Source organism: Pseudarthrobacter sp. J47 (genome assembly GCF_049810315.1).
Classification (GTDB): Bacteria; Actinomycetota; Actinomycetes; order Actinomycetales; family Micrococcaceae; genus Arthrobacter.
Genome location: NZ_CP187358.1, coordinates 1354424 through 1369733, shown reverse-complemented (window position 1 = coordinate 1369733; position 15310 = coordinate 1354424). Strand labels below are relative to the sequence as shown.

At 66.7% G+C, this 15310-nt stretch carries 13 protein-coding genes and 1 pseudogene; 6 read left to right on the top strand and 8 right to left on the bottom strand.

Features of this window, described 5'->3' with window-relative positions; all coding sequences use genetic code 11:
* Positions 1 to 54 precede the first annotated feature (54 nt).
* The 4 genes from infB to rimP form a co-directional block, all read right to left on the bottom strand.
* Positions 55 to 2958 (bottom strand): translation initiation factor IF-2, encoded by a 2904-nt coding sequence (gene infB / locus ACPJW8_RS06175; RefSeq protein ID WP_330194138.1) that lies wholly within the window; start codon positions 2956 to 2958, stop codon positions 55 to 57.
* Positions 2959 to 3110: 152 nt separating this feature from the next.
* Positions 3111 to 3473: a YlxR family protein gene (locus ACPJW8_RS06170; RefSeq protein ID WP_330186928.1), complete on the bottom strand. Its 363-nt coding sequence runs from the start codon at positions 3471 to 3473 to the stop codon at positions 3111 to 3113.
* An 83-nt stretch (positions 3474 to 3556) separates the two neighbouring features.
* On the bottom strand, positions 3557 to 4546 hold the full coding sequence (nusA, locus tag ACPJW8_RS06165; RefSeq protein ID WP_330186927.1) for a transcription termination factor NusA: 990 nt from the start codon (positions 4544 to 4546) through the stop codon (positions 3557 to 3559).
* Positions 4546 to 5163: a ribosome maturation factor RimP gene (rimP, locus tag ACPJW8_RS06160; protein ID WP_330186926.1), complete on the bottom strand. Its 618-nt coding sequence runs from the start codon at positions 5161 to 5163 to the stop codon at positions 4546 to 4548. The genes nusA and rimP overlap by 1 nt, the downstream gene beginning before the upstream one ends.
* A gap of 166 nt (positions 5164 to 5329) precedes the next feature.
* Here rimP and ACPJW8_RS06155 point away from each other — a divergent pair, with 166 nt between their 5' ends.
* From ACPJW8_RS06155 to ACPJW8_RS06145, 3 genes and pseudogenes are all read left to right on the top strand, one after another.
* Positions 5330 to 6469 (top strand): DUF4439 domain-containing protein, encoded by a 1140-nt coding sequence (locus ACPJW8_RS06155; RefSeq protein WP_330186925.1) that lies wholly within the window; start codon positions 5330 to 5332, stop codon positions 6467 to 6469.
* Between the two features lie 138 nt (positions 6470 to 6607).
* Positions 6608 to 7282, top strand: a complete 675-nt coding sequence (locus ACPJW8_RS06150) for a VIT1/CCC1 transporter family protein (RefSeq protein ID WP_425256461.1) — start codon at positions 6608 to 6610, stop codon at positions 7280 to 7282.
* 25 nt (positions 7283 to 7307) lie between these two features.
* A pseudogene (locus ACPJW8_RS06145) lies at positions 7308 to 8325 on the top strand (aminoglycoside phosphotransferase family protein).
* 33 nt (positions 8326 to 8358) lie between these two features.
* On the opposite strand, the gene ACPJW8_RS06140 reads toward ACPJW8_RS06145, so the two are convergent.
* Positions 8359 to 9153, bottom strand: a complete 795-nt coding sequence (locus ACPJW8_RS06140; protein WP_330186923.1) for a sulfite exporter TauE/SafE family protein — start codon at positions 9151 to 9153, stop codon at positions 8359 to 8361.
* A complete protein-coding gene (locus tag ACPJW8_RS06135; RefSeq protein WP_330186922.1) occupies positions 9150 to 10961 on the bottom strand; it encodes a proline--tRNA ligase in 1812 nt (603 codons plus the stop codon). The genes ACPJW8_RS06140 and ACPJW8_RS06135 overlap by 4 nt, the downstream gene beginning before the upstream one ends.
* Before the next feature lie 161 nt (positions 10962 to 11122).
* Here ACPJW8_RS06135 and ACPJW8_RS06130 point away from each other — a divergent pair, with 161 nt between their 5' ends.
* From ACPJW8_RS06130 to ACPJW8_RS06120, 3 genes are read left to right on the top strand one after another with little or no spacing between them, the layout of a single operon-like run.
* Positions 11123 to 11899, top strand: coding sequence for an ABC transporter ATP-binding protein (locus ACPJW8_RS06130; protein WP_330186921.1), 777 nt, complete (start codon positions 11123 to 11125; stop codon positions 11897 to 11899).
* Positions 11900 to 11907: 8 nt separating this feature from the next.
* Positions 11908 to 12651, top strand: a complete 744-nt coding sequence (locus ACPJW8_RS06125) for an ABC transporter permease (RefSeq protein ID WP_330187034.1) — start codon at positions 11908 to 11910, stop codon at positions 12649 to 12651.
* The gene (locus tag ACPJW8_RS06120) at positions 12648 to 13292 is read left to right on the top strand and encodes a TetR family transcriptional regulator (protein WP_330186920.1); all 645 of its coding nucleotides are present in this window, start codon (positions 12648 to 12650) and stop codon (positions 13290 to 13292) included. Before ACPJW8_RS06125 ends, ACPJW8_RS06120 begins: the two co-directional genes overlap by 4 nt.
* On the opposite strand, the gene ACPJW8_RS06115 is transcribed toward ACPJW8_RS06120, so the two are convergent.
* Entirely contained in the window at positions 13276 to 14166 is an 891-nt protein-coding gene (locus ACPJW8_RS06115) for a GNAT family N-acetyltransferase (RefSeq protein WP_330187033.1), read from the bottom strand. The two genes, ACPJW8_RS06120 and ACPJW8_RS06115, sit on opposite strands and share 17 nt — an antisense overlap.
* Positions 14129 to 15295, bottom strand: a complete 1167-nt coding sequence (gene ispG, locus ACPJW8_RS06110) for a flavodoxin-dependent (E)-4-hydroxy-3-methylbut-2-enyl-diphosphate synthase (RefSeq protein ID WP_330186919.1) — start codon at positions 15293 to 15295, stop codon at positions 14129 to 14131. The genes ACPJW8_RS06115 and ispG overlap by 38 nt, the downstream gene beginning before the upstream one ends.
* Positions 15296 to 15310 lie beyond the last annotated feature (15 nt).

The following is a 15310-nucleotide window of genomic DNA, read 5'->3' as shown; positions in this document are numbered from 1 at the left end:
GGGCTAACAGGCGGGGCGCCCCCGGAACCGGAGGCGCCCCACTACTGATACAACCTAGACGCGCGGCTTCTCACGCATCTCGAAGGTCTCGATGATGTCGCCTTCGTTGATGTCGTTGTACGAGCCAAGGCCGATACCACACTCGAAGTCCGTGCGGACCTCGGTGGCGTCGTCCTTGAACCGCTTGAGGGTCTCGACGGTGAGGTTGTCGCCGATGACCTTGCCGTCGCGGGAGATGCGCGCCTTGGTGTTGCGGCGGATGATTCCCGAGCGGACGATCGAGCCTGCGATGTTGCCGAACTTGGAGGAACGGAACACTTCGCGGACCTCGGCCGTGCCGAGCTGGACTTCCTCGTACTCCGGCTTGAGCATGCCCTTGAGGGCCAGCTCGATGTCATCAATTGCTGCGTAGATGACGGAGTAGAAGCGCATGTCCACGCCTTCGCGGTCTGCCAGTTCGGCAACCCGCTCGGCGGGCTTGACGTTGAAGCCGATGATGACGGCGGAGTCCACAGTTGCCAGGTTGACGTCGTTCTGCGTGATGGCACCAACACCGCGGTGGATGACGCGCAGCTGCACGCCTTCGCCGACGTCGATCTTGAGCAGGGCGTCCTCGAGGGCTTCCACGGCACCGGACACGTCACCCTTGAGGATGAGGTTGAGGGTGTCGATCTTGCCGTCGGCCACTGCCTGGTCGAAGTCTTCCAGGCTGATGCGCTTGCGGCGCTTTGCCAGGGCGGCGTTGCGGTCCGCAGCTTCACGCTTCTCGGCGATCTGGCGGGCGGTGCGCTCGTCAGCGGTCACGAAGAAGGTGTCGCCTGCACGGGGCACGTTGGACAGACCCAGCACCTGCACGGGGCGGGACGGGCCGGCCTCGGTCAGTGCGCTGCCGTCGTCGTCGAACATCGCACGGACACGGCCGTGCGCGGTGCCGGCAACAATGGTGTCGCCGACGCGCAAGGTACCGGACTGCACCAGGACGGTGGCAACAGCACCGCGGCCCTTGTCCAGGTTGGCCTCGATCGCGATACCGCGGGCGTCCTTGTTCGGGTTGGCGCGCATGTCCAGGGCGGCGTCTGCGGTGAGCAGGACGGCCTCGAGCAGCTCGTCAATGTTGAGGTTCTGGCGGGCAGAGACCTCAACGAACATGGTGTCGCCACCGTATTCTTCGGGAACCAGGCCGTACTCGGTCAGCTGGCCACGGACCTTTTCAGGGTTGGCGCCTTCCTTGTCGATCTTGTTCACCGCGACCACGATCGGCACACCTGCAGCCTGTGCGTGGTTGAGGGCTTCAACGGTCTGGGGCATTACGCCGTCGTCCGCTGCGACCACCAGGATGGCGATGTCGGTGACCTTGGCACCACGGGCACGCATGGCGGTGAACGCCTCGTGGCCCGGGGTATCAATGAAGGTGATCTTGCGATCGTTGCCTTCGTGGTGGTGCGTGACCTGGTAGGCACCGATGTGCTGGGTGATGCCACCGTGCTCGCCGGCCATAACGTCCGACTTGCGGATGGCGTCCAGCAGGCGGGTCTTACCGTGGTCAACGTGACCCATAACGGTGACAACCGCAGGACGTGCTTCGAGTTCCTCGTCGCCTTCGGCTTCCAGTTCGGCGTCGAAGTCGATGTCGAACCCGGAGAGCAGCTCGCGCTCCTCGTCTTCGGGGGAAACAACCTGCAGCTTGTAGCCAAGCTCCTCGCCCAGCAGGGCGAAGGTGTCTTCATCCAGCGACTGGGTGGCAGTTGCCATTTCGCCGAGGTGGAAGAGGACGGTGACCAGTGCTGCCGGGTTTGCCTCGATCTTGTCGGCGAAGTCCGTGATGGACGAGCCACGACGCAGGCGTACTACCGTGTTGCCGTCGCCGCGGGGTACGCTCACGCCACCCAGCGACGGGGCACTCATCTGCTCAAGTTCCTGGCGCTTTGCGCGCTTGGACTTGCGCTGCTTGCCACGGCCGGCGCCGCCCTTGCCGAAGGCACCCTGGGTGCCACCGCGACCGCGGCCACCCTTGCCGAAGCCACCGCCGGCGGGAGCTCCGCCACCGGCGCCCGGAGCGCCACCGGTTCCGGGTGCTCCACCCGGACGGCCGGGGCCACGGCCTGCGCCGCCCGGACGGCCTGCACCAGCGGGTGCGGGACGTTCGGTGCGGTTGGGCATCATGCCGGGTGTGGGACGGTTTCCGCCGGCACCCGCAGGGCGGGGTGCGCCGGGACGCGGTGCACCCGGGCGGGGACCACCTGCACCTGCTGCGGGACGCGGACCACCGGGACGGGGGCCACCTGCACCTGCTGCGGGACGCGGGCCACCGGGGCGTTCGCCTTCAGTGCGGCCACCCGGACGGGGCATGCCCTGTGAGGTTGCGAAGGGGTTGTTGCCGGGACGGGGAGCACGCTCGCCGTCGCCACCACGGCCGCGGGGCATGCCCTGGGACGTGGCAAAGGGGTTGTTGCCCGGACGGGGACCGCCGGGACGTGCACCCGATCCGCCCTGTCCACCCTGGCGGGCGGGAGCTGCGGGGGTTTCGGCGCGGGGCGCCGGACGGGCGCCGGGCTTGGCGCCGGTGGACGGTGCTGCCGCCGAAGGTGCCGGTGCCGAGGGTGCGCTGGCAGCAGGAGCTGCCGGAGCGCTGGCAGCAGGTGCAGCCGGAGCGGCAGATGCCGCAGGGGTCTGCGCTGCTGCAGGAGCTTCTGCCGGTGCTGCGGGAGCAGCAGACTTGGGGGCTGCCGGCGCTGCCGGACGCGAAGGTGCCGGGGCGGGCGCCTTGGGTGCGGCTGCCGGCGCTGCGGACTTGGCCGCGGCGTCGGGGAAGGCGTTGCGCAGTTTCCGCACAACGGGGGCCTCAATGGTGGAAGAGGCGGAGCGAACGAATTCGCCCAGTTCCTGCAGTTTTGTCACTGCATCTTTGGAAGTAATACCGAGCTCTTTGGCGAGCTCGTGTACGCGGACCTTGGCCACATTTCTCCTGTCTCGGTCCGCACCGAGCCAGGCACGAACCGTCTACTTCTTACTGCGGGCCTCCGCCGCAATTACAGCTGGGAGGCCCATTGCAGAGCGCAACAAAGTTGTCATCGTTACGCACTCATCGCTGGGAACTCATCGGGTTTCCATCAGATTTCTGACCCGCTTTCAGGTTGGACGGTTGGTTCCGCGGGCACCGGAGTGTCCGCAGTGGCCGTGGCTGCAAGGATCCGCCGTTCGACGTCGGCAATCAGGTGCGCGCCGTTAAGCGCCCTTCCGAAGGCCCGCCGTTTGACGGCCAGTGCAAGGCACGGTTCGCTGGGGTGCAGCCAAGCACCCCGGCCAGCCAGCCGGCGTCGTTCATCCACCACAACAGTGACGGGGTCACTCCGGGAGGCGACAAGCCGGATCAGCTCGGACCGCAGGCCCTGCTTCCGGCATCCGATGCAGGTACGGTGGGGCGAACTTTCGCGGTTCAACTGCTCACTAACTGCGATGGTTCTTCCTGACATACCAGGTGCCGCCTACGGTTGGACGGCACACGAATACCGGCCCTTGGGCGCGGTTACCTTCTATTCTAGCCCCTCTGCAGGCGTTATGCCTCGCGCGGGGCGTCCTTGGGGGCGGCGTCGGAGACGATATCGATCCGCCAGCCAGTCAGCTTGGCGGCCAGGCGGGCGTTCTGCCCTTCCTTGCCGATGGCCAGCGAGAGCTGGTAGTCCGGAACAACAACCCGTGCGGAGCGGGCAGCTTCATCCAGCACCGTGACCGAATTCACACGCGACGGCGACAGTGCGCTGGCGATGAACGTGGCCGGATCTTCGCTGAAGTCGACGATGTCGATCTTTTCATCGTTCAGTTCCGTCATAACGGCACGCACACGGCTGCCCATTTCTCCGATGCAGGCGCCCTTGGCGTTGACGCCGGGGATGTTCGCCTTGACCGCGATCTTGGTACGGTGTCCGGCTTCGCGGGCAAGGGCAACGATCTCGACCGAGCGGTCCGCGATTTCCGGAACCTCCAGTTCGAACAGCTTCCGCACCAGGCCCGGGTGTGAGCGGGACAAAGTGATGGACGGGCCCTTGGTACCGCGGTGGACGTCCACCACAAAGGCGCGCAGGCGCTGGCCGTGGATGTACTTCTCACCCGGGACCTGCTCGGGCGGCGGCAGGAGGGCCTCGACGGATCCGAGGTTGACCTGGATCATGTGCGGATTGTTGCCCTGCTGGATCATGCCGGCGACGAGCTCGCCTTCGCGGCCCTTGAACTCGCCGAGGACGTTGTCGTCCTCAACATCGCGCAGGCGCTGGAGGATGATCTGGCGGGCCGTGCTGGCAGCAATGCGGCCGAACCCTGCCGGGGTGTCCTCGAACTCACCGATGGGGGCGCCGTCGTCGTCGATTTCAACAGCCCAGATGGTGACCTTGCCGCTCTTGCGGTCAAGCTCGGCCCGGGCCTTCTCGAAGGCCCCCGGGGACTTGTGGTAGGCCACCAGCAGTGCCTGCTCGATGGTGGGAATCAGGAGATCCAGCGGAATTTCGCGCTCACGCTCCAGAAGTCTCAGCGCGCTCATGTCAATATCCATCAGGCCTCCTCAGAAGGTCCATTGTGCTCAGTGTCCAGACCGGCCTCGTCGAGGTGGCTGAATTCGATCTCGACTTTTCCATTGCGGATCCTGTCGAAAGGAAGTGTGATGGCCTCGCCCTGCCGGGGCTTCATGCCTTTTTTGACGGCGATTTCCGGAATCAGCGTGACGCCGGAGTCGTCCACGGACTGAATGCGGCCGGTGACGTTCTCGCCCTGGCTGACGTTGACCTTGACCATACGGCCACGCGCCCGGTGCCAGTGGCGCGGTTCCGTGAGGGGACGGGCAACGCCCGGTGAGGAGACTTCGAGGTCATACGGACGGGAGTCCTGGGCGGGATCGTTGTCCATGATGTCCGAAAGCGCGTGCGAGATCTCCGCGATGACATCGAGGTTCACTCCCCCGGTCTCTTCCTGCGGCAGGTCCACCACGACGTGGACGGTCCGGTGGGAACCGGCAACGGTGATTGAAACGTCCTCCAGGTACAGCCGGCTGGCTTCCACGGCAGGCTCAAAAAGGGCGCGGAGACGCGCTGCCTCAGGGTTGTGTGCGGGTGCGGCTCCAGCCTTGCCCGATCCGGTAGGTTCCGATGAAGCCGTGGCTTCTGCATTGCTCACGATGCCGGCCGCCTTCCGCTAGATGATGTTGTGTGTACTAGCGTAGCGATTTTCCGGCAGCCTTGGTGCACCGGGCAGCCTTCCCGACGTGACACCATGGGATGTTGTGAGCAGCAACGCCAGTAAACGAAGCCCCCGGGGAACGGCTCTCCGTACGGGGATCCTGGTGGCTACTTCCGCGGTGATCCTGAGCAGCGGAATGGTGCTTACCCTGCGGGAACCTGCGCCCCCAGCGCCTCCAACGTTCTCCGAACAGGCCCTTGCGGATGCTTCCTCGGACGCCGCCGCGCTGCGTTTAACAGCCAGAAACCTCGAGCAAAATGCGCCAGCAGACGCCGCCGAAACGGCGTTGCTGGAGGGCACTGTGACTTTGCTGACTGTCCAGGAACGGGCTCTGTTCCGGCAGTTGCCGTCCGCCGTGTCCACGGCCACCGCAACGTCAGCCGCCGCGTCCGGTTCTGCCTCTGCTCCCGCGTCCGGTTCTGCCTCCGCATCGGGCGCGCCCACCATGCCGGCACCTGCGACGACAGCGGACCTGCTCGCCGGGCTGGTGGCCAGCGCCGCCGAACGGCTCACGGATGCACAGGAGGCCGACGGCGGGACGTCCCGCCTGCTCGCTGCCGTCGGCACCGGGCAGCTGCTGGAAGCCACATCACTGGCTGCCGCCGCAGGCGTTTCCCTGCCCGAGGGTGCGCTGACCGTCCCCCCGCTGCCGACAGCCGATGCCCAGGCTCCCCACACGTCAGCACCCGGCCCCACTGCATCCGCCACACCAACGGCAACCACCACCCCGGCCGAATCGTCGGCCACGTGCCAGGTGCCGGCGTCGTCAGGATTCACCTCAGCCTTGACCGCCGCCCTGGAGGTGGAGCGTCAAAGCGACTACGCGTACCAGGTGGCCCTTCCGCGGCTGACGGGCGGAGCCGCCGCGCAGGCATCCACGGCCTGGGCCCGGCACCGCGAACTGGCCGCCGACGCCGAATCAATGCTGGCACGCTACTGCCTCGAACCTCCCGCTCCTGCCCCGGGGTACGCCCTGGCGGCAGACTTCTTCACCAACCCGGCCGCAGGGCTTGGAGTCCTCGAGGCCGGCGCCTTGCCGGCCTACGGCGACCTTGTGGCGTTCACCGACGGTGCCGCGCGGGAATGGACTGTCCAGGCCCTGCTCGACACCGCCCTGCGGGCCCAGCGCTGGGGTACCGATCCGGGCCCCCTACCCGGACTTGCCCTCGAGACCTCCGCATTGCCCGCACTTCCCACGGACCCGGCGTCCGGCTCCCCCGCTCCGGTGCAGCCAACACCCTGACCCGCAGCCGCCCGACGCACCGACCCCCACTCCACCCTCGCCCAACCGCAGCGAAGATGGTTTGCTGATCCCATGGAGTCTTCGGCCGCAGGAGAACAGCCCACCGCCCATCACGACGGCGAACCGCACGCCAACGGCATGGTGCACCGGCTCAACTGGCTGCGCGCAGGCGTCCTTGGCGCCAACGACGGGATCGTCTCAGTGGCCGCGATCGTGGTCGGCGTTGCAGGCGCTACGCAGGACACCGGGGCCATTCTGGCAGCCGGCGCAGCGGGGCTGGTGGGTGGCGCCATCTCAATGGCCCTGGGCGAATACGTCTCCGTCAGCAGCCAAAGCGACAGCCAGAAGGCCATGATCGACAAGGAACGCCGGGAACTGGCCGAGGACCCCGAGGAGGAGCTGGCTGAACTCGCCGGGCTGTACCGGGACCGCGGACTCAGCAGCGAGACGGCCTTCCAGGTAGCCAAGGAACTGACGGCCCACAACGCACTGGCCGCGCACTTGGACGCAGAGCTGAACATTGCCGAGGAGGACATCGTCAGCCCCTGGCATGCTGCGTTTGCCTCGGCGGTGGCCTTCACGCTCGGCGCCGTCCTGCCCATGCTGGCCATCCTGCTGCCCCCACCGGACATCCGGGTGCCCCTGACCTTCGCCGCCGTGCTGGTGGCCCTGGCAGTGACGGGCGCCGTGGGAGCCTGGATCGGTGGCGGGTCCACAGTCCGGGCGGCCGTGCGGGTGGTGTCCGGCGGGGCGCTGGCGCTGGCTGCCACGTTCGCCGTCGGAAACCTGCTGGGTGCCGCGGGCGTGGTCTGACCCCGGCTCCACTACGCTGAAACCGATGAGCCAGCCTGCCGCAGTGCCGATCCCTCCCGACCTCTCCGCCCGCTACAACCGCAGCCTCGAGGGCCGCCGCTGGTTGGCCGCACTGCCCGGGCTGTTGGCCGAATGCCTGGAGCAATGGGACCTGGGCGTTGACCTTCCTCCCGGGGACCTCCCTTGGAGCGGTCACGGCGCACTGGTGCTGCCCGTGCGGCGGACGGACGGGACGCCGGCCGCCCTCAAAGATCGCCTTCCCGCACGACGAAGCGCAGGTGGAACGCCATGCACTTGAGCTGTGGGGCGGGCACGGCGCGGTCCGCCTCATGGAGTCGGACGTGGGACGTTGCGCCATGCTGCTGGAGCGGCTCGATGCCCGCCGGTCCCTGCAGACTGAACCGATGGACGTTGCCGTCTCCGCCTGGGGCGGCCTGATGCAGCAGTTGAGCCTTGCCCCGGACCCGCGCCCGCAGTGGCTGCAACTGGACCACGTCGCAGCCCGGGCCGAACAGTGGAGCGATGACATGCCGGCCGAGTGGGAGAGACTGGCCCGCCCCTTCCCCCGCTGGCTGCTGGAAGCCGCCCTGGAGGTTTGCCAGACCCGCGGAGCAGTGGGGCGGCGCTCCGGTCGCGACGTCCTGGTGAACACGGATTTCCACTACCTGAACGTTCTGGCCCGCCTGGACGGCAGCGGCTTCGCAGCGATCGATCCCCAGCCCATGGTGGGCGAAGCCGAATTCGCCGTGGCACCCCTGCTGTGGAACCGTCTCTCTGAGCTGCCGCACGCAGACCCCGCGGCCGGCCTCCTGGAACGCTGCCGGGACTTCAGTACAGCGGCAGGACTGGACGCCGAAACCGCCCGGCAGTGGAGCCTGGCACGCGAGGTGGACAACGCCCTCGACTATGCGGGCCACCGGCATCATGAGGGAGATCTGGCCCGCTCCCTTTGGGTGGCCAGCACCCTGGCCGGACGGACGCTGGAGGGCCTCCCGGCCGCGCACGAGCTGCCTGAACCGGGTGGCCAATGGCCCTCCTCCTGAATCAGCCTTCCCCCGAAAGCCGGCTGGCACGGCCTAGGAGAAGTTCTCGACCCAGACGTCATAGCCCAGCTTGATGATGAGCGCGGCGACGACGATCAGGAAAACCACCCGGATGAACCGGCTGCCCTGTTTCACCGCGGTACGGGCGCCCAGGTATCCGCCCGCCATATTGGCCGCACCAAGGACCAGGCCCACGCCCCAGAGCAGGGAACCGTGCGGCAGGAAGAACAGCAGGGCGCCGGCGTTAGTGGCCATGTTGACGATCTTGGCCTTGGCGCTCGCCTCCAGGAAGGCGTAGCCCATGGCCGAGACCAGTGCGATCACCAGGAAGGATCCCGTCCCGGGTCCGATCAGGCCGTCATAGAAACCGATGACGCCGCCGATCAGGCAGGCCACTACATAGTGCCGCTTACCGTTGTGACGCAACAGGGTGATGTCGCCGACGTCGGGCTTCAGGGCAGTGAACACGGCCACCACCACCAGCGCGGCGACGATGATCGGCTTGAAAACGCTCGACGGCAGCTGAGCAGCCAGGATCGCTCCCCCGAAGCTGCCCGCCAGCGCGATCACCGCCATGGGAACGGCAGTCCACAGATCCGGCTTCACCCGGCCGTAGTACGTTACGGCGCTGGTGGTGGTGCCAAAGATCGACCCCATTTTGTTGGTGGCCAGCGCCTGGACAGGGGTAATCCCCGGCACCAGCAGCAGCGCAGGAAGCTGGAGCAGCCCGCCTCCGCCAACCACGGCATCGATCCAGCCGGCGGCAAGGCCGGCCACCACAATCAGCAGGAGGGTGGCCGGCTCAATCGCTTCGAAGCCTGAAATCACCGGCCGCGGACGGCAGCCAGGACGTAGTCAACGGCCTGGTCAACGGCAATGTTCTCCGCTTCGCCGGTGCGGCGGTCCTTGATTTCCACGACGCCGTCAGCCAGGCCGCGGCCGACGGCCAGGATGGTGGGGACACCAACCAGTTCGGCGTCGCCGAACTTGACGCCCGGGGACACCTTGGGACGGTCGTCAAAAATGACGTCCAGCCCGGCTGCGTGAAGTTCAGCAGAGATCTTCTCCGCTGCAGCGAAGATGTCCTCTCCACGGCCCACGGCCACCACATGGACGTCAGCCGGTGCCACCTGGCGGGGCCACACGAGGCCGCGGTCATCATGGTTTGCCTCAGCCAGGGCGGCCACGGCGCGGGTGACGCCAACACCGTAGGAACCCATGGTGACCACAACCTGCTTGCCGTTCTGGTCCAGGACCTTCAGGTCCAGCGACTCGGCGTACTTGCGGCCGAGCTGGAACACGTGGCCCATCTCGATGCCGCGGGCGATTTCCAGGGGGCCGGAGCCGTCCGGGGCGGGATCGCCGGCACGCACGTCCGTGCATTCGATGACGCCGTCCCAGGTGAAGTCGCGGCCGGCAACCAGGCCGAACACGTGCTTGCCGTCTTCGTTGGCGCCTGTTACCCAGCTGGTTCCGGAAACCACGCGGGGATCCACCAGGTACAGCAGCTTGCTGGCACCCTCCAGGCCAAGAAGCGGCTCTTCCAGCGTCATGCCGGGGCCAAGGTAGCCCTTGACGATCAGCGGGTTCTTCTTCAGGTCCAGCTCACCTGCAGCCTCGAGGCCTATCTCACCTGCAATAGGCAGGAAGGCCCCGATGTTGGCCTCCACGCGCTTGAGGTCCACGGCACGGTCACCGGGAAGACCGATCACTACGATCTGGCGCTCGCCGGTGGGCAGCGTGACGGCGAGGACCACGTTCTTCAGCGTGTCAGCTCCGGTCCAGGCACCGCCGTCGGCTTCGCTGCGGGGTGCCAACTGGTTGGCGGAGGCCACCAGGGTGTCAATGGTGGGCGTATCCGGCGTGTCCAGGACCCGGGCCGGCGGCAGGTTGGTGAAATCGATGTCTGCGGGGACCACCGTGGTGACGGCCTCCACGTTGGCGGCGTAGCCGCCCGCGGAACGAACGAAAGTGTCCTCGCCGATCTCCGTGGGGTGCAGGAATTCCTCGCTCTTGGAGCCGCCCATGGCACCGGCGGTTGCAGACACCGGGACCACTTCCAGGCCCAGCCGCTCAAAGATCCTGACGTAGGCCGCCCGGTGCGCAGCGTAACTGGCCTCCAGGCCGGCATCATCGACGTCGAAGGAATAGGAGTCCTTCATGATGAACTCGCGCCCGCGGAGGAGGCCCGCGCGGGGACGTGCCTCATCGCGGTACTTGTTCTGGATCTGGTAGAGGCTCAGCGGCAGGTCCTTGTAGGACGAGTACAGGTCCTTCACCAGCAGGGTGAACATTTCCTCGTGCGTGGGCGCCAGCAGGTAGTCGGCTCCCTTGCGGTCCTGGAGGCGGAACAGGCCCTCGCCATATTCCGTCCACCGGTTGGTGGCCTCGTAGGGTTCCCGCGGCAGCAGGGCCGGGAAGTGCACTTCCTGGGCGCCGATGGCGTTCATTTCCTCACGGATGATCTGCTCAACCTTGCGGAGCACACTCAGTCCAAGCGGCAGCCAGGTGTAGATCCCCGGGGCGGCGCGGCGGATATACCCGGCGCGCACCAGGAGCTTGTGGCTGGCCACCTCCGCATCAACGGGATCTTCACGCAGCGTGCGCAGGAATAGGTTGGACAGTCTTGTGACCACTGATGGATTCCGTTTCTGGAGGGAATGCTGCGAAAGGCAGCGCCGGCGTTTCTTCTGGGTACTAATCTACCGGCTGGCTGAAGGAATCTTTGGCCCGTTGACGAAGGGGGCGCGGAGCCCTAGCTTTAATTCATCAACTGATGAATTAGTCGGAGGCATCCATGTCCCACTCAGCAGTTCTGCCGCCCCGCCCGTCCGGGGGTGCCGTTGACGTCCGGGAGCTGACCGTCAACCGCGGCGGCCAGACGGTTCTTGACGGCCTCGCTTTCGCCATACCTCCAGGCAGGATCACCGGCCTACTTGGCCCGTCCGGCAGCGGCAAGACCACGCTGATGCGGGCGATCGTAGGAGTCCAGAAGATCAATCACGGCACCGTCCAGGTGCTGGGCCGGCCGGCGGGCCACGCTGACCTGCGCCACCAGGTGGGCTACGTGACCCAGGCGCCCAGCGTTTATCCGGACCTCAGCGTGGAGGCCAATGTCAGGTATTTCGGCGCCATGCATGGCAGGAACCGCGCTGACACGGCGGAGGCGATTGCCGCCGTCGGACTGGAAAAACAGGCGCGGCAGAAGACAGCCGATCTCTCCGGCGGCCAGCTGAGCCGGGTATCACTGGCCTGCGCCCTGGTGGCGAAGCCGCGGCTCCTCGTGCTCGATGAACCCACTGTTGGCCTGGACCCGGTGCTGCGTGCGGAACTTTGGGACCGTTTCCGGAACATGGCCGACGCCGGCACCACACTTCTGGTGTCCAGCCACGTGATGGAGGAGGCCAGTCACTGCGCCAGCCTCCTGCTGTTGCGCGACGGCAGGCTCCTGGCGCAGCTCACCCCTGGCGAACTGAGCCGCCGCGGCCGGAGCCAGGACCTGGAGCGGGCCTTCCTGAACATCATCCTCAACCCGGAGGCTGCGGCAGACGCCCCCGAAGGAGCGCAGCCATGAACGTCCACATGATGCTGGCCACGGCCCGCCGGGTCCTTGAACAGCTCCGCCACGACCACCGCAGCATCGCACTGATCCTGGTGGTGCCGGCATTGCTGCTCACCGCCGTCTATTACCTGTTCGAGAACGAGGTGCTGCCGCCCGGAATGCCGCGCACCTTCGACCGCGTTGGCCTGATGATGCTGGCCATCTTCCCCTTTGTGGTCATGTTCCTGGTCACCTCCATCACCATGCTGCGCGAGCGGACCACCGGAACGCTGGAGCGGCTCCTCACCACACCCATCCACAAGGCTGACCTGCTGTTCGGTTACGCCCTGGCCTTCTCGCTGATGGCTGCACTGCAGTCCCTGGTGGCCACCGCCGTCGCCTATTGGATCTTCAACCTGGACATCGAAGGAAGCCCCGGGCTGGTGGTGATGATCGCCGTCATCAATTCAGTGCTGGGCGTGGCGCTGGGCCTGTTGTGCTCCGCCTTCGCGCGTACCGAATTCCAGGCCGTGCAGTTTATGCCGGTGGTGGTGGTTCCGCAGATCCTGCTCTGTGGCCTGTTTGTTGCCCGCGAGCACATGAACGAGGTCCTCCAGGCAATCGCCAACGTCCTGCCGCTGACCTTTTCGGTGGATGCCCTGACCGAGATCGCCCTGCACAGCGAGGCCACGGACACCATGTGGAATGACACCCTGGTGATGGTGGGAATCGTCCTGGTGGTGCTGGTCCTGGCGTCGCTGACGCTGCGGCGGCGCACCTCGTGAGCCAGCACGATGCGGCCGAGCGGGGAGCCCGGCGTGGCCGCCGGAGCGGGCGTTCCGGAAACCCGGGCTCCCGTGAGGACATCCTTGCGGCGGCCGGCCGCCTGTTCGCCGAGCACGGCTACGACGGAACCAGCCTGCGCCAGGTGGCCCGCGAGGCCGGCGTTGATCCGGCCATGGTCCACCACTTCTTCAAGGGAAAGGAGGAGCTCTTCGCCCTCAGCGTCGCGCTTCCCGCGGACCCGGCCGAGGTGTTGCGTGGAGTCAGCGAACAGGACCCGGCGGTCCGGGCGGAAGCCGTAGTCCGCGCAGTACTCCGGCTCTGGGAAAGCCCGGCACAGCATGGACTGATCGCCTTCATCCGCGGCACGATCGGTTCGCGCGCCCGGACCATCCTGCTCCGCGAAACCGTCACCCGCACCATCCTGACCCGGGTTATGGCAGGCGTCCCCGGCAGCCCTGCCGAAGTGTCGCTGCGCGGAAACCTGGTGGCCAGCCAAATGGTGGGGCTCATGATGGCCCGCTACGTGGTCCGGCTGGAACCGCTGGCCTCGATCTCCTCTGAGGAAGTGGTGGCGCTGCTCTCCCCCACTATCCAGCGGTACCTCACCGGGGAACTGCCGGCGGCTAGAAAAGAACAGTAGCGAACGTGCCAACCGTGCGGAAGCCCACCCGTTGGTACACGGCCCGTGCCCTGGAGTTGTAGTCGTTGACGTAGAGGCTGGTCACGGGGGCCACTTCCTGGGCCATCTCCACAACGGCGGCCATGTAGCCGGCACCGAGCCCGCGTCCACGGTATTGCGGGTTCATCCACACGCCCTGCACCTGCGTCACGTCCCTGGTGACAGCGCCGAGTTCGGCTTTGAAGACCACTTCCCCGGCGGCACCCATCAGCACCATGGAATGGCCCTGCCTGATGAGCCCTTCAACGCGCCGGCTGTAGAAATCCCGGCCGCCAAGGAAGGGCGAATAGCCCACTTCCTCCTCGAACATGGCCGCACACGCAGGAAGGATCCGGTCAAAGTCCGCCATGGTGCCGCGCCGGACGGCCGGGTCCGAAGCCACCAGCGGCGGGCCGTCGATGACCATCAACGGCTGCTCGGGGCGGACTTCATGGGCGGCGTGGCCCAGCTCCTGGAGGCCCTGGTGCATGGCGAGGACTGCCTCCGCCGGGCCGAAAGCCGAGGCGAACCGCCGGCCTGTCCGGCTGGCGGCCGCGGCTACGGCCGGCGCCGACTCGGGAGCCAGCTGGACCGGGACGATATTCGCCCCCGCCCAGCAGGCACCTACCAGCGTTCCGGCGTCGAACACTCCAAAGATGGACGCACCGCCGGTGGTTGGCCCCGCGCTGTTAATCGAGGCCAGGTGCGCCAGGATGAAAACATTGGCTACGGGATCCTGGTCCGCCAACTCCCGCAACGCCCTGGTGTCCGCATCCTGCAGGACACGGACCGTGGGCCCTTCCGGCTCCGTTGCGCCTTTACGAGACGCTGACCACGGGGCCGCCCTTGACAGCATCTTCGCCATCGGCCTCCCCCATCTCCTCCGCCAGCCGCATTGCCTCTTCGATCAGTGTCTCAACAATCTGGCTCTCAGGCACAGTCTTGATGACTTCGCCCTTCACAAAGATCTGGCCCTTGCCGTTCCCGGAAGCCACACCGAGGTCTGCCTCGCGGGCCTCACCCGGACCGTTCACCACGCAACCCATCACGGCAACACGCAGCGGCACCTCCATGCCTTCCAACCCTGCGGTGACCTGCTCCGCGAGGGTGTACACGTCCACCTGGGCGCGGCCACAGGAAGGGCAGGACACAATCTCGAGCTTGCGCGGGCGCAGGTTCAGGGACTGCAGGATCTGGTTGCCCACCTTGATCTCCTCCACCGGAGGAGCAGACAGCGAGACGCGGATGGTATCCCCGATGCCGCGCGAGAGCAGGGCTCCGAAGGCGGTAGCCGACTTGATGGTGCCCTGGAATGCCGGACCGGCCTCGGTAACGCCGAGGTGCAGGGGCCAGTCGCCCTGCTCCGCGAGCATTTCGTACGCCGCAACCATGATCACGGGATCGTTGTGCTTCACGGAGATCTTGAAGTCGTGGAAGCCATGCTCCTCGAACAGGGAGGCTTCCCATACTGCAGATTCAACCAGGGCCTCCGGAGTGGCCTTGCCGTACTTCTTCATGATGCCGGGCTCCAGCGAACCGGCGTTAACACCGATGCGGATGGAGGTGCCGTGGTCACGGGCGGCCGCGGCGATTTCCTTGACCTGGTCATCAAACTTGCGGATGTTTCCCGGATTGACGCGTACGGCCGCGCAGCCTGCTTCGATGGCCGCGAAAACATACTTGGGCTGGAAGTGGATGTCAGCGATCACCGGGATCTGCGACTTCCGGGCAATGATCGGCAGGGCCTCGGCATCGTCAGCGGACGGGCAGGCAACGCGGACAATGTCGCAGCCTGATGCCGTGAGCTCGGCGATCTGCTGCAGGGTTGCGTTGATGTCGGTGGTGGGCGTCGTGGTCATGGACTGGACGCTGATCGGCGAGTCGGAACCGACACCGACAGGCCCAACCTTGATCTGCCGCGTCTTGCGGCGGGGGGCGAGAACGGGTGGCGGGGCTGCCGGCATTCCCAGGCTGACCGAGGTCACGTGGACTCCTTGATT

Bases quoted from the DNA above. Each gene is read 5' to 3' on its own strand.
- ACPJW8_RS06170 (WP_330186928.1), bottom strand. From the start codon at position 3,473: ATGTCAGGAAGAACCATCGCAGTTAGTGAGCAGTTGAACCGCGAAAGT.
- nusA (WP_330186927.1), bottom strand. From the start codon at position 4,546: ATGGATATTGACATGAGCGCGCTGAGACTTCTGGAGCGTGAGCGCGAA.
- ACPJW8_RS06150 (WP_425256461.1), top strand. From the start codon at position 6,608: ATGGTGCACCGGCTCAACTGGCTGCGCGCAGGCGTCCTTGGCGCCAAC.
- ACPJW8_RS06130 (WP_330186921.1), top strand. From the start codon at position 11,123: ATGTCCCACTCAGCAGTTCTGCCGCCCCGCCCGTCCGGGGGTGCCGTT.
- ACPJW8_RS06125 (WP_330187034.1), top strand. From the start codon at position 11,908: ATGATGCTGGCCACGGCCCGCCGGGTCCTTGAACAGCTCCGCCACGAC.
- ACPJW8_RS06115 (WP_330187033.1), bottom strand. From the start codon at position 14,166: ATGCTGTCAAGGGCGGCCCCGTGGTCAGCGTCTCGTAAAGGCGCAACG.